We start from the raw sequence: 20,426 nt of genomic DNA on the forward strand, positions 1-20,426 counted from the left end.
AAAAATCCAAAAATCCAAAAATCCAAAAATCAAAAAATCCAAAAATCCAAAAATCCAAAAATCCAAAAATCCAAAAATCCAAAAATCCAAAAATCCAAAAATCCAAAAATCCAAAAATCCAAAAATCCAAAAATATTCAGTACTTATAAAGATTCGATTTGGTAGCATAGGTTTAAACATCCAACTTTATGAGGAGGAGTTATGGCAAGTGGATGGGCACGAGACGGTGCAATTCAAGAACAAATTGATGCGAGTGTTAACGACGCCGTACAGTATGCGAGAAGCAATTTAATATCAGGTGCAAGTGCAGAGCTATGTGATGAGTGCGATGAAAAAATCCCACAAGCACGAAGACTCGCGTTACCTGGAGTGCGCTATTGTGTTGCATGCCAAGCTGCAATAGAAGGGAATGATGCTAGCGCTAAATCGTTTAATAGACGTGGCAGCAAAGATAGTCAGTTGCGTTAAAAAGGTGCTGAAAGCACCTTTTTATTTAACACCAACCTACACTAGTATCTGAACAATTTATAAAGTTTGCTACACTCTCAATTAGGCCCCTCTATATCTGAGCAAGTTGTTATAACTTGAGTTAGTTGGTAATTTAAAATTCACTCATATCTTCTTTTTTCTGAATAAGTTCTATTGAATAACCATCAGGGTCTTTTACAAAAGCAATTTTAGTAGTGCCGCCTTTTACAGGTCCAGGTTCACGACTAACATTACCATCGGCTGCTTTAATATCAGCACAGGCTTTGTAAATATCATCAAATTCAATGGCTATATGGCCATAAGCATTACCAAGGTCGTAGCTATCCTCATCCCAGTTATATGTCAATTCTAGGACTGTCGTGTCCTTCTCATCTCCATACCCAATAAAAGCCAATGTATATCGATACTCGTCATTGTCTGCGCGTCGTAACTCTTTCATACCTAATACTTCAGTATAAAAAGCAATTGATTTGTCTAAATCCGCTACACGCAGCATAGTATGTAATAAACGCATTATTCAGTTCCTTTAGTGATTTTTCAAAGTTCAGTATATTTTTAACTAAGCGCTATTATTAAGCGCATTTTGTGGTTTTTATATGTATTAGCCATATATGTAGGCGTTACGTACAAATCACAACCTCAATACTATTTAGAGTTGGGAGCTGTTGATGTATGGTCCTTATAATTTACCAATAACATCAATTGTGAATTACCAATTAATGAACCATTTTATTGAATTTTGCATATTTAAATAAAGAACACTCAATTATTGGTCAACCTATTAGTATAAAAAAAGTTACTGATTGTTCAACAAAATTTAACCTATATCTGATTGGGTTTTTAATATCTAACTATCTGTTTTTAGATGGTATTAAATTTATTTTTATGTAATTTGTAAAAATATGAGATTTACTTGGTTAACTTATTGGTTGACAAAAAAGGCGTATGGTAATACAGTTTTTGCATACCAATTGGTAAGTTGCTTGGTTTGAGTGAGTACAATGTATTGGTAATTAATCAGAGTTACGTTTTGCACAGGTTAATTTATAAATAACTCAAGCTTAAAGTTACTCTACAAATTGAAACAAAGACACAGCGTATTTTAGAGTAGATTTTACTTGTTCTTATAAAAGTATGCGCCACATATTTAGGAGTTATTCATGTCAAAACCAGTCATCGGTTTCATCGGCTTAGGCTTAATGGGCGGCAACATGGCCGAAAATTTACAAAACAAAGGCTATGAGCTAATTGTTATGGACCTTAGCAAAGATGCGGTTGCAGCATGTGTTGCTAGAGGCGCAAAAACAGCAAGCACTGCAAAAGAGCTAGCTGAAGGTTCAGATATTGTTATGTTTTGCCTTACAACGTCTGCCGTTGTAGAAAAAATTGTTTACGCGGAAGACGGTATCCTAGCGGGTATTAAAGAAGGTGCAGTACTAGTTGATTTTGGTACTTCTATTCCATCATCTACTAAAAAAATTGGTGCTGATTTAGCCGCTAAAGGTGCAGGCATGATTGATGCTCCTCTTGGTCGTACACCAGCACACGCAAAAGATGGCCTTTTAAATATTATGGCTGCAGGCGATATTGCTACATTCAATAAAGTTAAACCAGTACTGGAAGATCAAGGTGAAAACGTTTTCCATCTTGGCGAGCTTGGTGCAGGTCACACAACTAAACTTATCAACAACTTCATGGGCATGACTACAGTATGTGCTATGTCACAAGCTTTTGCAGTTGCAGAGCTTGCTGGTGTTGATCGTCAACAACTTTTCGACATTATGTCGACTGGTCCATCTAACTCACCGTTTATGCAATTTTGTAAAAACTATGCAGTTGATAATGTTAGTGACCTTGGTTTCTCGATTGCTAATGCAAACAAAGATTTAGGCTACTTCCTACAAATGGTTGAAGACCTAGGTACTGAATCAAAAATCGCTGAAGGTTCATCAGCTAACCTACAAGCAGCGTTTGACGCTGGTATGGGTCAAGGTAACGTTCCTGAAATTTTTGATTACTTCAAAAAGCTAGAAAAGTAATACTTCTCGACCTTATTGAGCGCTTTAAGTTTTTAACTTAAGGCGCTTTAACACACATGACACCAATTGACTAAAGTCTTTGTGCAATGTCAGCTTTTTTAATTCTGATGAAGCACTACTTTCAGTCACAACGAAAAAGAGTTAACTATGCGTTTGATTAACACAATAAAGCTTAGTCTAGTTCTCATCGGTTGCATATCCACACAAATAGCGGCCAAAGATTATTTTGTAGAAAGTAAACAAGCTTTTAATGATATCGCAGCTAATCTAGTTGCTGGCGACAAAGTAGTACTTAAAAATGGTACTTGGTCTGACTTCGAAATCCTACTTGAAGGCCAAGGTACAAAAAACGCTCCTATTTTATTGACCGCTGAAACTAACGGTAAAGTGATTTTATCGGGTCAATCGAACCTAAGACTTGCAGGTAAATACCTTGAAGCCTCTGGTTTAGTATTTAAAGACGGCTACACACCGAGTTCATCGGTAATAGAATTTCGTAAAAACAAAAATGAATTAGCCTACAACTCACGAGTGACAGAAATTGTAATTGATAATTACAGTAATCCAGACAAACGAGAGTCTGATTATTGGGTTGCGTTATATGGACAACATAACCGCTTTGATCATAGTCATTTAGTTGGCAAACGAAATAAAGGTGTGACAGTTGCTGTTCGTTTAAACACTCAAGCAAGTCAGGAAAACTATCACCGCATAGACAACAACTATTTCGGCTACCGTCCTACTTTTGGTTCGAACGGTGGTGAAACCCTACGTATTGGCACCAGCCATTACTCATTAACTGATTCACATACATTGGTAGAAAATAACTATTTTGAACGCACCAATGGTGAAGTAGAAATTGTTTCGGTTAAGTCAGGTAAAAACATCCTTCGTAATAACGTATTTTATGAAGCGCGCGGTACATTAACACTGCGCCATGGTAACGGTAACCTTATTGAAGAAAATATTTTCATTGGTAATGGTGTTGACCATACCGGTGGTATCCGCGTTATCAATAAAGACCAAATTGTAAGAAATAACTACCTACAAGGTCTAACAGGGTACCGTTTTGGCAGTGGTTTTACTGTGATGAACGGCGTACCAAATTCATCTATAAATCGTTATCACCAAGTTGAAAATGCGACAATTGAAAACAACACATTTATAAATGTGCGTCATATTCAACTTGCCGCAGGTAGCGATGCTGAGCGTAGCGCTGCACCTAAAGATAGCGTAATGAAAAACAACTTAATCATAAATCAAGATGGTGAACAGCCATTTACTGCATTTGATGATGTAAGCGGGCTGGTACTAAGTAACAACATTGCTGATACAAAAGTACTTTCTGAGCTAACGTACGGTGTAAAAAAAGAAAAAATCACGCTTAAAAAAGCAAGTAATGGTCTACTTTACCCAACATCTAAAAGTTTAAATGTAGGTGCAAAGCGCGATTTAAAAGTACTTAAAAAAGAAGATACCGGTGTTAGCTGGTATGCAAAAGTACCTGCTTTAGTTGATTTTGATTCTGGTAAAACACATGCTGTAAAAGCGGATGTGAGTGCGCTTCTTGAAGCTATTGATAATGCAGAGTCGGGCGATGTTCTTGAATTAGCGCCAGGCCAGTATGATGTTTCTAAACTGGTTAAAATTGATAAAACACTGACAATTAAAGCGAAGCAGAGCACAAAGTCTAAACTTACTTTTCAACGCTCTACCTTGTTTGAAATACATGATGGCGGCAGCTTAAAGCTAGATGGTTTATCTATTTCAGGTGAAAACGCGCCAGATGCAATAGGTAACAGCATTGTTCGTACGCAAAAATGGGGTATGGTTGATAATTACCGCTTTGTAATGACCAACTCTGAGTTAAATGCTTTAGATATTAATCATTCATTCCATTTCTTTATCACGGGTAAAGGTGCAATGGCTGATGAAATTATTCTTACAGGTAATACCTTTAATACAGTAACGGGTGACATTTTACGTCTAAATACTGAAATTGAAGACTTAGGTGTTTACAACGCGGAATACGTTATTGTAAATAATAATACATTTAATGATGTGGAAGGCGGCATAGTTAAGCTTTACCGTGGCGGCAGTGATGAAAGTACATTTGGCCCTCATTTTGAAATGACGAATAACACACTTAATAACGTCGGCCTCGGTAAGCGTAACAAAGAGCAAGCGAGCATCTATGTTCACGGTGTTCAGGTTACTAATATCAAAGATAATAAATTTGTTAAATCTGCTCCTATTATTGTAGAGCACACAGTAGGCGAGCCTAAAACTGAAATCTCAGACAATACATTTGATGCAACTAAAACACCAAGCGTTAAAGAGCTAAGAGTAAAAGGCCCACACACGGCAGTATTAAAAAACAACAACATTTTAAATAAGGCAGGGTAAATACTATGTACTTATTAAAATGCCAAACACGTTTTAAAATAGCTGCTGTAGCTGCACTTACATTACTTACATCATTGGGTGCGCATGCAGCGCACCCAAACTTAGTGATTACTACTGATGATGTTAAACAAATGCGCCAAGCTATTAGTAGCAACGGTAGCACAAAGTTTGCAACTGCGTTTGAATCGCTAAAAGCACAAGTTGATGAGCAAATTGCTCAACCTATAACTGTACCAGTTCCAAAAGATGGCGGTGGTGGTTATACACATGAGCGTCATAAAAAAAATTACCAACTTATGTACAACGCGGGCATTATTTATCAATTAAGCCAAGATGATAAATACGCAAACTATGTACGTGATATGTTGCTTGAGTACGCAAAATTATACCCAACGCTTGGTCTGCATCCAAAACGTAAAATGGACTCGCAAAATCCAGGTAAGTTTTTTTGGCAAAGCCTAAATGAAGCGATGTGGCTTGTGTACACAATACAAGCTTATGATCTAATTCATGACTCGTTAAATACCGATAACATTAAAACAATCGAAAATGACTTACTACGTCCTGTTTCGTTGTTCACATCTGTAGGACAACCGTCTACATTTAATAAAGTACATAATCATGGAACATGGGCAACAGCGGGTGTTGGCATGGCAGGGTATGTATTAGGCGAACCTGAGTGGGTAGAAAAATCATTATACGATTTAGAAAAGTCGGGTAAGGGTGGCTTTATTAAGCAGCTAGAGATGCTGTTTTCACCACAAGGTTACTATAACGAAGGTCCTTACTATCAACGCTTTGCACTATTACCATTTGTAACGTTTGCTAAAGCGATTGAAAACAACGAACCACAACGAAAAATATTTGAATATCGCGATGGCATATTATTAAAAGCGATTGATACGACGATTCAACTTAGCTACAACGGTTTGTTTTTCCCAATTAACGATGCAATAAAAAGTAAAGGTATCGATACCATTGAGTTAGTAAATGGGGTAACTGCAGCGTATGGCTTAACCAACGATGCAGGTTATTTAGATATTGCTAAGCAACAAGATCAAATAATTCTCTCTGGTGATGGGCTAAAAGTAGCTCAAGCACTTGATAACAACATGGCAAAACCTTATTCGTTTAAATCTGTTGCCTTCGGTGATGGTAATGACGGAAAGCAAGGTGCTTTAGTTGTAATGAGAACGCAGGTAGGTGGCGATCAAGCACTACTATTTAAACCTGCTGCACAAGGTTTGGGCCATGGTCATTTTGATAAATTAACATGGCAGTTTTACGACCACGGAAATGAAATTGTATCTGATTATGGCGCAGCACGTTTTTTAAATGTAGAAGCTAAATACGGCGGTCGTTATTTACCTGAAAACGAAACTTACGCTAAACACACTGTTGCACACAATACGGTAGTGGTTGACGAAACAACGCATTTTAATGCAAATGTTGAAGTAGGAAATAGTAATTACCCTACACTTAACTTTTTCGAAACAAATGAATACGGCACGGTTTCAAGCGGCGAAATAAGCACAGCTTATAAGGGCGTTGATCTTGAACGCACACTTGCACTTATTAACTTACCAGAGCTTGAAAGCACCGTTGCACTTGATATATTTGATGTTGCTGCAAATAAAGCGCATCAACTTGACTTGCCTTTGCATTATAAAGGTCAGCTTATCGATACCAGCTTTGAGTTAAAAGCAAATGCAACACAACTGTCTGCATTAGGTACTAAAAATGGCTACCAGCATCTATGGCTTAAAGCTCAAGCGCAACCTCAAAGTGGTTTAGCTAAAGTAACGTGGCTAAACGAAAATGGTCGTTTTTACACGCAAACGAGCTTGGTTAAAGGTGATGAGTCTTTCTTGTTTACTCAAATAGGCGCAAACGACCCTGATTTTAATTTACGCAATGAAAACGGTTTTATTCGTCGTGTTGAGGGTCAAAAGCAACATAAGTTTATATCTGTATTAGAGCCTCACGGTGAATACAATCCAAGTAAAGAATATACGTTAGAAGCTGTTAGTAGAGTTACAAAGCTTGAATATAGTCAGCAGGGCGATTTAACACTTGTTGAACTTGATATTAAAGGCAATTCGTATTTAGTGGCTATTAACAAAGTTGCTGAATCAGCTAAGCCTGGCAAACACACATTCAATTATCAAAATAAAGAGTTCACTTTAAATGGCCGATTAGGCGTTTATATGATGAACAATAATCAGGAGTAAACAGGATGCAAAAGCAAAGCGCACACTTTTCATTTGGCAACGAGACCGAAATTGAAGATTTAGGAAATGGTCTAAAACGTCAAATGCTTGGTTATAACGAAGAGCTAATGGCCGTTAAAATTTGGTTTGAGAAAGGGGCTATTGGTTATAACCATGCTCACAGACATTCTCAAGTAACGTATGTTGTTGAAGGTGAGTTTCACTTTAACATTGATGGCGTAACTAAAATCTTAAAACCGGGTGATAGCTGCTTAATCCCTCCATTTGCTGATCATGGTGCTACCTGTCCAACAGGCGGAATCCTGATTGATACCTTTAGCCCAGCGCGTGAAGACTTTCTTGAGGACTAATTATGCAACTTAAAGGCTTACGTTGGTGGGTTATAGCGCTAATTGCGCTAGCGACCATTATTAACTATATAGACCGCCAAGCACTTAGTGTGCTTTGGCCGGACATTGTTGAAGATTTGTTCCCTGATGAATCAGCATTAGAGCGTAAACAAATATACGCTAACATTTCAATTGTATTTGTATTTGCTTATGCATTTGGTCAAGCCATATTTGGTAAAATATTTGACTGGGTTGGCACACGCTTCGGTTTTGTTTTATCGATAGGTGTTTGGTCTATTGCCACCGTTGCGCATGCATTTGCACAAGGTGTACTTAGCCTTAGTATTTTTCGCGCAATCTTAGGTGTAGCAGAAGCCGGTAACTGGCCGGGCGCAGCTAAAGGTAACGCAGAATGGTTTCCAACTAAAGAACGTGCTCTTGCACAGGGTATTTTTAACTCTGGCGCGGCTATTGGTGGCATTATTGCTATCCCTTTAATTGCCTATTTAACTATCTACTTTAGCTGGCAAATGGTGTTTGTTTTTGTTGGTGTATTAGGTTTTCTTTGGTTAGTGCCTTGGTTAATTTTAGTTAAAGCGCCGCCTAGCTCTCATCCTTGGCTTACAGCCGAAGAACGTGAGTACATCTTAACAGGTCAAAGACGTGTTGATAATAACGGCGATGTAACTGGCGAAGATGAAGAAGAATATAACCCTTCAACTGCTGAGTTACTTTCTCGTAAACAAAGCTGGGGCGTAATTATTGCCTCTGCTGCGATTGACCCAATTTGGTGGTTATTTGTTTTTTGGATACCTATTTACTTAAACGAAGTATATGGCATGGATGTTAAGTCTATTGGTATATATGGTTGGGTACCTTATGTTGGCGCTATGTTTGGTGCATGGTTTGGTGGCTTATTGGCTCAAAACCGACTTAAAGCAGGCTGGAATACAGACAAAACACGTAAGCTAACTATTACGCTGGGTTGTTTAATTATGTTACCTGCGTTACTTGCAATGGCAAATCCAGGCGGACCAACGACAGCGGTACTAATTATGGCTGTTATCTTATTTGGTTTTCAAACTGCAATTGGTAACGTGCAAACACTACCAAGTGATTTGTTAGGTAAAAAAGCAGTGGGTACACTATCAGGTTTTTCTGGTATGGCGGCAAAACTTGGTGCTGTAGGCCTTACATCGCTTGTGCCTATTCTTACTGCTGATGGTAACTATACGCCAGCATTTGTTATTGGTGCTTCTTTAGCCATTATAGCAATGGCAGCTGTTTGGATTTTAATTCCAAAAATAGAACCTCTTAAAAAGCCTCAATAATCTAGATAATAACTGCTATGCCAATATGTTTTGTATAAGCGCATAGCAGTTAACTACATAGGGTAACTTCCAAGATGAAAAATATTTACTTTATCGGTGAATGCATGGTCGAGCTTAGAGCTATGAGCGCAGCCACACTACACCAATCATTTGCAGGCGATGTTTATAATTCTGCAGTGTATTTAAAACGTTGCTTCCCGCAGGTTACTACTTCGGTTGTTACGGCTTTAGGTCAAGATAATTTAAGTAAAAAAATGCTAGAACGCTTTAAAAGTGAACAAATAAATACACAACTTGTATTTGCTCACGATACCAAAGTACCCGGCATGTATTACATAGAAACCGATGAGCATGGTGAGCGTAGCTTTATTTATTGGCGTAATGATTCTGCAGCTAAAAAGGTTGTTGATTTTTTAGATGCTGATGCAGTTGAGCAGCTTAGCCAAGGTGATATGTTTTTCTTTTCAGGAATTTCACTAGCAATAATTGAAGAAAGTACACGTGAGCAATTTTGGAACGTTGTAAAGCAGTTAAAAGATGCTGGGGTTAAAATAGTTTTTGATCCTAACTACAGAGCGCGTTTGTGGAATAGTGTAGAGGAAACTAAAGAGCAATATCATTTAGCCTTTACGCTTGCAGATATTACTCTACCGGGCGTTGAAGATTTAACAACACTTTATGGTGTACATAGCGTAGAAGCGGTTGTTGACTATTTAAAGCCTTACCAAATTGAAGAAATTGTTGTTAAAAATGGCCCTGAGTCGGTAGTGACAAAAGAGGGCGATACGCTTCAAAGCCACACTATAATACCGGTAACAAATGTTGTAGATACTACATCCGCAGGCGATGCCTTTAACGGTGTTTACTTAGGCGCTCGTTTATCTGATAAATCAATTTCAAGTGCTGTACAACTTGCTGCAAAAGCAGCAGGTGCTGTTATACAACAGCCAGGCGCTATTGCTCCAAAAGATATATTTCAGCTAGCAATGATTGAAGCTGGCATCTGATACCAATTTTATTAAAAACATGATCACCTTAGCGTATTAAATAACTCACTAACTACGTTAAAAATTATTTATATAGAACAACTATGTATCATAATTTTAGCCTTGTTATTGAGCTATTTTCTTGTCGCTATAATAGCTCATTAATTTAATGCAATTGGTATAACAAAATAATCAAACATTAAAGGCCGCCATACCTCGGCTACATTACTTTTTATAAAGGAACAACGTTATGACTCGCTTTTCTGAACTTATGTCAGGACAAACACTGCTACCTATAATCCAAGCTGATACACCAGAGCAAGGTGTTCAAATAGCGAAAGCTATGGCTAAAGCTGGTCTTACTTTAGTTGAAGTAGTACTTAGAACAGAGGCATCAATAGAGGCATTAAAAGCTATTAAAGCACAAGTGCCTGAGTTAAAAGTAGGTGCGGGTACAGTGATAAATACTGACATTTTAGAGCAAGCACTTGAAGCGGGTTCTGACTTTATTGTAACGCCAGCGGTTTCTCCTGCGCTACTTACTGCTCTTGCGAAATGTAATGTACCAGTACTTCCTGGTGTATCAAACACAGGTGATATTTTAATGGCGCTTGAATATGGTTTTGAAGAGCAAAAATTATTCCCAGCATCGCTAGCCGGTGGAGCACCTTTTGTATCAGCAGTTTCAACAGTATTTAGAGCCGTAAGTTTTTGTCCTACAGGTGGCGTTAGCGAAAGTAACAAAATGGACTATCTTTCTTTAAATAATGTATTCGCCGTTGGCGGTACTTGGATAGCGAAAAAAGAGTGGGTTGAACAAGAAAATTGGCAAGCAATTACCGATTCTTGTATCCAAGCTTTAAAGTAAAAAGGATCTTAAAAATGAATTATTTAGCCCCAACAATACTGCCTGGCGTAATCGTTGGCGATGAAGTAAGTGCTGTGTATGAACATGCGCGTACTAATCAATATGCGTTGCCAGCGGTAAATGTTGTTAGTACAACATCTATAAATGCGACGCTAGAAGCTGCTAAAAAGAAAAACTCGCCCGTTATTATTCAGCTTTCTAACGGTGGAGCGCAGTTTTTTTGTGGTAAAAGCTTATCTTTACCAGAGCAACAATCAGCGGTGCTTGGGGCGGTAAGTGCTGCAAGATATGTACATTCAGTGGCAGCACATTATGAAGTAGCAGTGATGCTTCATACTGATCACGCAGCTAAAAAGCTACTACCTTGGATTGATGGTTTACTTGACGAAGGTGAAAGACACTTTGAACTGACTGGCAAACCACTGTTTAGCTCACATATGATTGATCTGTCAGAAGAGCCTTTAGAAGAAAATATCGAAATTTGTGAACGTTATTTAACGCGTATGGCAAAAATAGGTATGACGCTTGAAATTGAACTTGGTTGCACGGGCGGCGAAGAAGACGGTGTTGATAACTCACACTTAGATAGCTCTTCTTTATACACTCAGCCTGAAGATGTTGCATTTGCATATGAGCGTTTAAGTCGTATTAGCCCTAACTTTATAATTGCAGCGTCTTTTGGCAATGTTCACGGTGTATATAAGCCAGGAAACGTTGTTCTTACACCAACTATTTTAAAAGATTCACAAGCCTACGTATCAGAAAAATTTAATCTACCGAGCAACTCAATCAACTTTGTGTTTCATGGTGGTAGTGGTTCTGAGTACAGTAAAATTGCAGAGTCTTTAACCTATGGCGTAGTTAAAATGAATATTGATACCGATACGCAGTGGGCGTGTTGGACAGGTATTTTAGACTACTACAAAGTTAACCAAGCATACCTACAAGAGCAAATTGGTAACCCTGATGGGGATGATAAGCCAAACAAAAAATACTATGACCCTCGCGTATGGCTGCGTCATTCAGAGCAAGGTATGGTTGCAAGACTAGAGCAATGCTTTGACGATCTAAATTGTGTAAATAGGTATAGCGCATGAAAAGACTAAATACAGTATTAAAAGAAGATGGCGTAGATACCGATCTTATTTTACTTATTCGCACAATTTTAGCGACCAGTAAAGAAATTGCTTTTCGAGTAAGCCAAGGTGAATTAGCCGGTGTTTTAGGCTCAACGCTTAACGAAAATATTCAGGGTGAAGTTCAAAAAAAGCTAGATGTAATTGCAAACCAATTACTTAAAGACATACTACTTGACGACAGCAGCGTTCGATCAGTTGCATCAGAGGAAGAAGATCATGCGGTAGGTGGTCATCCAGAAGGCAAGTTTATTGTTGCTTTTGACCCACTAGATGGCTCTTCTAATATTGATGTTAACGGGCAAATAGGCACTATATTTACTATTTATTTAGCCCGTGATGATGTTGCCTTCGACAGCGACGAGCAATTTAGTCAGCCTGGTGTAAATCAAGTATGTGCAGGCTATGTGTTATACGGCCCTTCATCATTACTTGTAATGAGTACTGGCGGCCCAACACGTTGTTATACATTAGACTCAACACATGGTGGCTATTTGCTGACAAATAAGCAATTGAGTGTGCCTGAGCAAAGTCGTGAGTTTGCCGTTAATATGGCTAACTACCGTTATTGGGACGAACCAACTCAAGTATATTTTGATAAATTGCTATATACCTGCGAAACCTTTGAAAAAAGCTCAATGCGCTGGAATGCAGCGATGGTAGGGGACGTTCATCGTATTTTATGCCGAGGTGGCTTATTTTTGTATCCACAAGATAAACGTACCGGTAATGATAACGGAAAAATCAGACTACTTTACGAAGCAAACCCGTTAGCACTTTTAGTTGAAAACGCAGGTGGTAAAGCAACCTCTAGAGGAGCACGAATTTTAGATATTGCACCAACTAGCTTGCATCAACGTGTGCCGGTTGCTTTAGGTTCAAATGAGCCAGTAGAGTTTTATAATAACGCTATGTTATAAAGCATCAGTTAGTATATAAATAAAGTAGGGGGCAAGATAATAGCCCCTACTTTTTAACAAATTATCTAACGCATCCCTAATATCCACTTCCCTTACTCAATCGGTATCAGAATCTAATTTCTTAAAAATCTATTAAGTAACAGCATTAATCAATTCTTCAAACTTAGGTGTTATTAGTTCCGAGCACTTAGTTTTATTTGATTTAACTTTACTAATCATTCCCTGTTCTTAATTATTAGTATTCTTCGCATTAAACCTACCTTACATTTCGGTAATGCCTTTTTGTGCTAATTGGTATACCTCATGGTAATATTGAAACTCAAAATTGGTTGATCATCATGTTCTGTTTAAGTATATTAACGTCAGTGAATACATAAAATAAACATCAGCATAACAAGCTAACACACTAAAATCACACAACAACAACCAGCGGAGAATTCAAATGTCGTTGAAGTCACTAGATAGTAATAATTCTACTACAGGGCAGTTTGCAATGCGTCCAGTTGCAAAATGGGTAAGAACAGCGGTCATCGCAGGCATGGCAAGTTCTTGCGTATTCACAGCAAGCGCACAGGAAGATCAAGGAAAAGCGACAGAGGTTGAAGATGACGTTGAAATAATTAGCGTTACAGGTACCCGTAGGACTATACAAGATCAAATAGCGATCAAGCGCGAGTCAACAACCGTTGTTGATGGCTTATCATCAGAAGACATTGGTGATTTACCAGCACTTTCTATCGGTGAAGCACTTGAATCAATTACAGGTGCTGCATCTCACCGTGAAAATGGTGGCGCAACAGAAATTACTATTCGTGGTCTTGGACCATTTTTAAGTGCAACTCACATCAATGGCCGTGAAGCGACCAATGGTAGTGGTGACCGCTCAGTTAACTTTTCACAGTTCCCTTCTGAACTTGTAAAAAAAGTAGCAATTTATAAAACGCAAGATGCGTCAATGATTGAAGGTGGCGTTGCAGGTGTTATTGCACTTGAAACTATAACTCCACTTGATTTTGGCAAACAACGTGTATCAGCTGAAGTTAAACTAAATTACAACCCTGATGAAGGTAATGTAGATAACTCACTTCAAAGTGACGCTGGTTACCGTGGCACGTTTAGTTATGTTGATCAGTTTGAATTTGATAATGGACAAGCCGTTGGTGTGTCGTTTGGTGTACAACGCCAAGAAATTAGCCAACCAGAGGCTGAATACAGAAGCTCTAGCCCATCAGGTTCTTCATTATGGGCCTGTCTAAACGATCCTAATAATACCAATGAAGGTTTTTATCGTAGCAGCGCTGGTGACTGTGAAGATCAGGTCGGTGGCGAAAAATTAAAAAACCAAGGTTATGATACAGATATTGATCCTGAAACCGGTAAAGCAAAAAGTGATGGTACGCCTTATGCGTGGACTGGCAGTAGTCGAAGCTACCGTCAAAACGAGACATCAGATGAACGTGATGCAATGTTTTTTGCATTGCAGTACCAGCCGTCAGCTGATTGGGATATTAACATTGATGCACAAATTTCAGATAGAACACAACAAGAAGCACGCCACGATTTAATCTTTTTACAAAAACGTGCTACACCAGGTGTAACCGGTCCAACACTTGTAACTAACGATGTAGGCGGTATTTTACATTGGGAAGGTGAAGAGCGCATTGAATCAGCGGGTGAGCAATTTTCTCGTGAAGAAAACTACCAAGGTTACGGCATAAATATAGAACATACAGTTACTGATAGGCTAACTGTTGATTTAGATTTAGCGTACTCAAAAACAGAACGTGAAGAGCTTCAAATATCTAACCGTGGTAGAACCTCAAGCCAAACCTTCTTTTCTTGGGATATGGGCGACGAAATTCCTCATTTCACATTAACAGACTTTGACGTAACAGATATTTCAAACTTTACAGATAGCCTAAGAACACGACTTGACCGTGAAAATGTTCGTGAAAACGAAGTTATCTCAGCGCGAATTGATTTTGACTATGCGTTAGATGGTAATGTTTTTACAAGTATTCAAGGTGGCATCAGAACATCTGAAATGACCTTTCTACAGTATGGTGGTACGCAAGGTAATGGTTCACGAAATGAATACACGCTAGACTCAGGCACTGAAGCACTTGACGTATTACAAGGTTGTCAAATCGATTTCCCTGAATCAGGCTTTTTATCGAGTGTATCTGATGGCGATATCGTAACAAATGTTGATAGCGACGGTAACGTTGTAGCTAGCGGTACAGGTTCATCATGGGCTACATACGACAACGTATGTTTCTCACAAGCTGTAGCTGGTTCTAATGTTGATGGGGTGTTTGCTTACCCAGAAGTTGAATATGAAAATACGGGTACAATTGATGTAACAGAAAAAACAACATCAGTGTACTTAATGGCGAATTACGATACTGAAATGTTTGGCAAATTCATTCGCGGTAACTTTGGTCTTCGTATTGTAGACACAGAAGTAACTTCGATTGGTTTTAGAAATAGCTTTGACGTAGTAACAAGCGACACAGGTGTACTTTCTCTAGTTGAATCTGATAACGGTTCACTGGATAAAATAAAAAGCGGTGGTGACTACACTAAGTACTTACCAAGCTTTAACCTAGTTATTGATTACAGCGAAGATATTTTATTCCGTGCAGGTATATACCGTGGTATGTCGCGTGCAGATCCATCTGATTTAGGATACAGCCGTACGTTCGAAGAAGATAAAGATGGTACAGCAACTTCAATCAGCGATTTATTAGTCGGTGTAAATGGTTCTGGTAACCCAGACACTCAACCGCTTATGTCGTGGAACTATGATGCTGCGTTTGAATGGTACCCCAACGAAGATTCAATCTTAGCGTTAAGCTTATATTACAAACAGTTCAACGGTGGTTTTCAACAACAAACAGTAATTGAAGATTTTACTGTTGGTGGTGAAACAGTTTCGTTACCAATTACTAACTCTGTTACGTCAGACGAGGATAGTGAAATATTAGGTCTTGAAGCTTCATTTTCTTATCGCTGGGATAACGGCATCGGTATGAAGTTTGGTTACAACTATGCAGACACTGATTTTGAGTTCCAAGATAGCTTATACGGCGATACGTTTGAGACTGACGTAGATGGTAATACTACACAGTTAAAAGATGGCATTGTTGAGCCTGGTTCGGTACCTGGTTTTTCTAAGCACGTATTTAGCAGCCAGTTGTATTACCAAATTGGTGGATTTGACACAGCGGTTATTTACAAGTATCGCAGCGAGTATTTCCAACCTTATACAAGCAATGGCACACGCTTACGCTATGTTGATGCTGTAGGTGTATGGGAAATGCGCGCATCATACAAAATTGATGAACACTTCAGAGTTAAAGCAGAAGCAATTAACTTGTTCAGTGCACCTAAATCACAAGACTTTTTTGTTGAAGGTAACTTAGGTGAAGTGAATGATTACGGCCCACGCTTATTCTTAGGCTTAAGCTACAAGCTGTAATAATAGTTAAATATTAAATCACATTAAAAAGGCGGTTTTACCGCCTTTTTTGATTCTCAAATTCTTCAATTTTATATTTTCGATAGCGTTAGCTAACAGTACTCAAAAAAACTCACTCCAGAATTACGCTACTTGACTAAAACAATTAAATTGGTTAACCAATATTGCTATTTATTCAGTAGGCCTAACGTCATCGGTTTTTCCTGCCTAAATTATTTCATTTTTAAAACGATAACTCTTCTAACCCTTGTTGTTAATAGGCCTATTTCTAATGAAACTTAAAAACCATAAATAACATTAACTTAAAATGTAAGTTTTGCTATTAGCTTGAAGGTTAGGTAGGTTTCTATATTTTGGTAATAACATATTGCATAATGTTTGATCTAAATTAATTACCAAAAGGTTGACCTTTTTATGGTTGGGTGTAAATATAAGGTTAAGTTTTTGTAATAATTAAGGGCTTTTAATAAAAGCAACAAAGTAGCTGGTTAAACATAGCATTTCACACACACAGGAAAAAAACTATGAGTCACAAGTTATCTAAAATTACACTGGCAGTTATATCGGCAACTGCACTTGGTATGTCTTTGTCTGCGCAGGCGCAAGAAGATCCAAAAAAAGCTGCAGACGATCTTGAGGTTATCGAGGTTTCAGGCATTCGACAATCGCTTACAAATGCGCTTGCACAAAAGCGTTCCGCAGATAGCCTTGTTGAAATTATCGAGGCTGTAGATATTGGTAAGCTACCAGATCAAAACCTAGCAGAAGTACTTGAAAATGTAACGGGGATTCAAATTACTCGTGAAGCAGGGGTAGGTACGGGCGTTCAAATTCGTGGTACTAACGCTAATCGTACAGAAGTGAACGGCGTATCAACAGTTGGCTCAGGGTCTGGGCGAAGTGGCATTAGTTTTGAAGATGTATCAGCTGCAATCATCTCCGGTGTAGAAGTAATTAAATCACCTGAAGCAAAAACAATCGAAGGCTCTGTAGGCGCAACAATAAACCTTAAAACAATTCGCCCGTTACAGTTAAATGAAACTCTAGGCTCAATTAGAGTTCAAGGTGAAGATAGTAGCTTATCAACAGATGGCGTTACTCCTAGGGTATCGGGTGCTTGGGGTGATAACTGGGAGCTTGATTCGGGCGGTAAATTTGGTGTTGTATTTAGTGGTAGCTACAGTGAGCAAGACGTAACCGCATTTCGTCCTCGTGCTGATAGAGATAATTCGGTAGCCGCTGATAGCGGTGCTGCAAGTGCACAATCGTTTGATTTTCTACCAGTACAATTTTTAATTCAAGATTACGATAACTACGAATACGAGACAAAAAACTTCGCAGGTACATTTGAATATGCACCAAACGACAATATGAAATTCTTTTTTGATGCAGTAGTTAATGACCAAGAGCGCCGTCAAGAAAGCTCAAGAGTACAAGCATCTGGCCTAAGTGACCTTAGAAATGTATCAATACCGAGTGAGTTTGAAACAGTTAACTTTGGTTCACTTGACGGACAAAACCTAGGCAGCATACAAGCGGCGGTAAGAGGCGTTATTCCGGTCGAAGACGGTGGTGGCGATCCTAACTTGCGTTTTTCTAGCGATACCAACTCACGTATCACAGAGAGTAAAATATTTCGAATTGGTGGTGAATGGCAAGGCGATAGATTATTTGCAAGTGTTGAAGTTTCAACCTCTCGTTCTGATTCATCTACACCCAGTTTTAATACAACGCTTAATTTTATAAATCCAAATGTTGCTACTAATTCTTCAAATGAAAACGGTACCCCTTTTGAGTATGATCTTACAGGTGATGCACTTACATTTGGGATTGCAACAGGAGAGGCAAACGCACCGACAATGGCTCAATTACTCGACCCTGCAAACGTTGTTTTACGTGACGTAAACCAAGGGCAAGATGAGTCAGAAAATACAGAAGATGCGTTTCGTACAGATTTTACATATTACTTAGATGATGTAATAACGTCAGTCGATTTTGGTTACCGCTACAGCAAAACGAGCAGTATGTCGGACCAGGTTCGTTCTAACGTTGGTTTAAGAAATATGGCTGATAGCCCAACGGGTGATTTATTTGCACAATTATTAACAGCGGGCCCAGATAACTTTAACGATGGTGATGGGCGAGCACTTTATATTCGTGATTTCTTACTTATAAACCCAGAGCTTGCATCCTCTGATCCACAAGCCGTATTAGCAGCGCTAAACCAAGCGATTGAAGCTAATAATGCAATAACGGGTTCTGAACGTGGTCCAATAAGTTCACCAACGTCTCAAGTAAATGCGTTTTTTGATATTGAAGAAGAAACACATGCCTTATATGCACAAGCAAATTTTGAGTATGGTATGTTTCGCGGTAACTTTGGCCTACGTTATTTAGAGACTGAAGTTACATCGCTAGGTAACTCTGTTACCCAAGATGGAAGTGGCAACGAACTGGTTACTCAAGTAACGTCAAAAGGTGATTACGATTTCTTTTTACCACGATTTAATTTAGCCGCGAATGTAAGTGAAGATGTGATTGTTCGTTTAGGTTGGTCAAAAGATATCAGACGACCAGATTTTGATGACCTATCTACATCTGTTACGTTTGGCACCAGCCCTAATAGTGCAGTTTCAATTGGTAACTCAGGATTAGAGCCAGAAGAAGTAACCTCTTTCGATATATCCACTGATTGGTATTTTGCACCCGCTGCTTTATTAAGTGTGGGGTACTTTCATAAAACACGAAGCGATTTGCACGTTACACAGCAAGTTGACCCATTTGAAGACCCAAGTACAGGCTTTCGCGACACAAATGGTCCAGAGTGTGAAGGCGGCGGCATATTTAACCCAATTGCTGACATAAACGTATTTGGCCCTGATGCTGGCGTAGGGTTATGTGTACCAACGCAAACTACTATTAATGATTCTGGTGAAACAACACAGCAAGGTATTGAGCTTGCAGCTCAATACGACTTATCAAATTTTGAAAAAGAGCTAGGCTGGGCATCAGGTTTTGGTGTGGTTGCTAACTATACCTATCAAGAATTTTCTGGTGGTGAATCATTTGACACTGCAACGAGTCGTGCAAATGCAGTTTTTGCATTAACAACAGGTAACCCTGATGCAGACATAAGTGCTAAGCAATCACTCATTGATCTGTCAGAAAACGCATATAACATTACATTTTACTATGAGAAATACGGTCTATCTGCTCGAGCACGTTACACGTGGCGCGAAGGGTACCGTTCAACTGACTTTGGCAGTACTTCGAGCTTCCCATGGGGTTTCCCTGTTGTACAAGAAGACAGAGGGCAGCTTAATGCCAGCATAAGTTATGATGTGAACGATCAGCTAAATATCGGAATTGAAGCCGTTAACTTAACTGAATCAGAAGTTAGCCAGTCTTGTGTTAACGAAGGTGCTTTACTTTGTTTCCAAGGTATTACAGACCGCCGTATTACATTTGGCGCAAGCTATAGATTTTAAAAAGTAAAAACTGAGAGTGTGTTGCCTGTACGGGCAGTAAAAGCAAGCCGCATGGCTTGCTTTTTTTAACTAAAATTTATAAAAATTAGAGCCTGTAACGAATTCTGTGTGACTGCCCGTTTTTAGATTTTAAATATGTTTACTGAGACGTTCCTCAAATTCAATGATAAAACGACTCATTGCATTAAACCAGTCTTGAATTGGCATCGTCCATTTTTTCGACGCCTCTTTTATTGCCAAATAAATCATTTTTCTTGCAGAATCGTCATTTGGAAAGAGCTTACGTTTTTAAATAAACACACAAAACTAAATAAACTAGAAAACTAAATAAACTAGACATCCATCCTAAATTTGCACTTTCTAAGGTTAATGACTAAATTTCAATTAGTCTAAAAAGTGAGCAGGTGTGTTATGGCAATTGCAAGAAAGTGTCAAGTAAGTTTGGTTGATACAAAATATTACCACTGTATATCACGCTGCGTACGCCGTGCATTTTTATGTGGCGAGGACCGTTTTACAGGCAAGTCTTACGAGTATCGTAGAAAACTAAATAAACTAGACATCATGCCTTTCTGTGTGGTGAATAAATAAACTAGACATCCATCCTAAATTTGCACTTTCTAAGGTTAATGACTAAATTTCAATTAGTCTAAAAAGTGAGCAGCTGTTTTATGGCTATTGCAAGAAAACGTCAGGTAAGTTTGGTTGATACAAAATATTAC

At 38.7% G+C, this 20,426-nt stretch carries 13 protein-coding genes and 2 pseudogenes; 13 read left to right on the top strand and 2 right to left on the bottom strand.

What is annotated here, in order from left to right; genetic code table 11:
• Window positions 1-201: 201 nt before the first annotated feature.
• Window positions 202-468 (top strand): DksA/TraR family C4-type zinc finger protein, encoded by a 267-nt coding sequence (locus PX700_RS20535; protein ID WP_479521767.1) that lies wholly within the window; start codon window positions 202-204, stop codon window positions 466-468.
• 133 nt (window positions 469-601) lie between these two features.
• On the opposite strand, the gene gloA is transcribed toward PX700_RS20535, so the two are convergent.
• The gene (gene gloA / locus PX700_RS20540; RefSeq protein WP_479521768.1) at window positions 602-1,003 is read right to left on the bottom strand and encodes a lactoylglutathione lyase; all 402 of its coding nucleotides are present in this window, start codon (window positions 1,001-1,003) and stop codon (window positions 602-604) included.
• 646 nt (window positions 1,004-1,649) lie between these two features.
• Between gloA and PX700_RS20545 the strand changes: the two genes are divergently transcribed.
• From PX700_RS20545 to PX700_RS20595, 11 genes are all read left to right on the top strand, one after another.
• Entirely contained in the window at window positions 1,650-2,528 is an 879-nt protein-coding gene (locus tag PX700_RS20545) for an NAD(P)-dependent oxidoreductase (protein WP_415637617.1), read from the top strand.
• A 147-nt stretch (window positions 2,529-2,675) separates the two neighbouring features.
• Window positions 2,676-4,934: a chondroitinase-B domain-containing protein gene (locus PX700_RS20550; protein ID WP_479521769.1), complete on the top strand. Its 2,259-nt coding sequence runs from the start codon at window positions 2,676-2,678 to the stop codon at window positions 4,932-4,934.
• A 5-nt stretch (window positions 4,935-4,939) separates the two neighbouring features.
• Window positions 4,940-7,165, top strand: a complete 2,226-nt coding sequence (locus PX700_RS20555) for a heparinase II/III domain-containing protein (protein WP_479521770.1) — start codon at window positions 4,940-4,942, stop codon at window positions 7,163-7,165.
• A gap of 5 nt (window positions 7,166-7,170) precedes the next feature.
• Entirely contained in the window at window positions 7,171-7,515 is a 345-nt protein-coding gene (locus PX700_RS20560) for a cupin domain-containing protein (protein WP_024609426.1), read from the top strand.
• 2 nt (window positions 7,516-7,517) lie between these two features.
• On the top strand, window positions 7,518-8,825 hold the full coding sequence (locus PX700_RS20565) for an MFS transporter (protein WP_479521771.1): 1,308 nt from the start codon (window positions 7,518-7,520) through the stop codon (window positions 8,823-8,825).
• Window positions 8,826-8,899: 74 nt separating this feature from the next.
• On the top strand, window positions 8,900-9,832 hold the full coding sequence (locus PX700_RS20570) for a sugar kinase (protein ID WP_479521772.1): 933 nt from the start codon (window positions 8,900-8,902) through the stop codon (window positions 9,830-9,832).
• 229 nt (window positions 9,833-10,061) lie between these two features.
• Entirely contained in the window at window positions 10,062-10,679 is a 618-nt protein-coding gene (gene eda / locus PX700_RS20575; protein WP_415637613.1) for a bifunctional 4-hydroxy-2-oxoglutarate aldolase/2-dehydro-3-deoxy-phosphogluconate aldolase, read from the top strand.
• A 14-nt stretch (window positions 10,680-10,693) separates the two neighbouring features.
• Window positions 10,694-11,776, top strand: a complete 1,083-nt coding sequence (gene fbaA, locus PX700_RS20580) for a class II fructose-bisphosphate aldolase (protein WP_479521773.1) — start codon at window positions 10,694-10,696, stop codon at window positions 11,774-11,776.
• The gene (locus PX700_RS20585) at window positions 11,773-12,735 is read left to right on the top strand and encodes a class 1 fructose-bisphosphatase (RefSeq protein WP_479521774.1); all 963 of its coding nucleotides are present in this window, start codon (window positions 11,773-11,775) and stop codon (window positions 12,733-12,735) included. Before fbaA ends, PX700_RS20585 begins: the two co-directional genes overlap by 4 nt.
• A gap of 442 nt (window positions 12,736-13,177) precedes the next feature.
• Complete coding sequence (locus PX700_RS20590) at window positions 13,178-16,216, top strand: TonB-dependent receptor (protein WP_479521775.1); 3,039 nt, start codon at window positions 13,178-13,180, stop codon at window positions 16,214-16,216.
• Between the two features lie 524 nt (window positions 16,217-16,740).
• The gene (locus tag PX700_RS20595; protein WP_479521776.1) at window positions 16,741-19,704 is read left to right on the top strand and encodes a TonB-dependent receptor; all 2,964 of its coding nucleotides are present in this window, start codon (window positions 16,741-16,743) and stop codon (window positions 19,702-19,704) included.
• 129 nt (window positions 19,705-19,833) lie between these two features.
• Here the strand turns inward: PX700_RS20595 and PX700_RS20600 are convergent.
• A pseudogene (locus PX700_RS20600) lies at window positions 19,834-19,992 on the bottom strand (IS256 family transposase); the annotation flags it as partial.
• A 123-nt stretch (window positions 19,993-20,115) separates the two neighbouring features.
• Between PX700_RS20600 and PX700_RS20605 the strand changes: the two are divergent.
• A pseudogene (locus tag PX700_RS20605) lies at window positions 20,116-20,247 on the top strand (transposase); the annotation flags it as partial.
• Window positions 20,248-20,426: the final 179 nt, after the last annotated feature.

Source organism: Pseudoalteromonas sp. TP27 (genome assembly GCF_056470645.1).

What these genes read in the sequence shown, in the direction of transcription:
- PX700_RS20535 (WP_479521767.1), top strand. Translation starts at nt 202, where the DNA reads ATGGCAAGTGGATGGGCACGAGACGGTGCAATTCAAGAACAAATTGAT.
- gloA (WP_479521768.1), bottom strand. Translation starts at nt 1,003, where the DNA reads ATGCGTTTATTACATACTATGCTGCGTGTAGCGGATTTAGACAAATCA.
- PX700_RS20545 (WP_415637617.1), top strand. Translation starts at nt 1,650, where the DNA reads ATGTCAAAACCAGTCATCGGTTTCATCGGCTTAGGCTTAATGGGCGGC.
- PX700_RS20550 (WP_479521769.1), top strand. Translation starts at nt 2,676, where the DNA reads ATGCGTTTGATTAACACAATAAAGCTTAGTCTAGTTCTCATCGGTTGC.
- PX700_RS20555 (WP_479521770.1), top strand. Translation starts at nt 4,940, where the DNA reads ATGTACTTATTAAAATGCCAAACACGTTTTAAAATAGCTGCTGTAGCT.
- PX700_RS20560 (WP_024609426.1), top strand. Translation starts at nt 7,171, where the DNA reads ATGCAAAAGCAAAGCGCACACTTTTCATTTGGCAACGAGACCGAAATT.
- PX700_RS20565 (WP_479521771.1), top strand. Translation starts at nt 7,518, where the DNA reads ATGCAACTTAAAGGCTTACGTTGGTGGGTTATAGCGCTAATTGCGCTA.
- PX700_RS20570 (WP_479521772.1), top strand. Translation starts at nt 8,900, where the DNA reads ATGAAAAATATTTACTTTATCGGTGAATGCATGGTCGAGCTTAGAGCT.
- eda (WP_415637613.1), top strand. Translation starts at nt 10,062, where the DNA reads ATGACTCGCTTTTCTGAACTTATGTCAGGACAAACACTGCTACCTATA.
- fbaA (WP_479521773.1), top strand. Translation starts at nt 10,694, where the DNA reads ATGAATTATTTAGCCCCAACAATACTGCCTGGCGTAATCGTTGGCGAT.
- PX700_RS20585 (WP_479521774.1), top strand. Translation starts at nt 11,773, where the DNA reads ATGAAAAGACTAAATACAGTATTAAAAGAAGATGGCGTAGATACCGAT.
- PX700_RS20590 (WP_479521775.1), top strand. Translation starts at nt 13,178, where the DNA reads ATGTCGTTGAAGTCACTAGATAGTAATAATTCTACTACAGGGCAGTTT.
- PX700_RS20595 (WP_479521776.1), top strand. Translation starts at nt 16,741, where the DNA reads ATGAGTCACAAGTTATCTAAAATTACACTGGCAGTTATATCGGCAACT.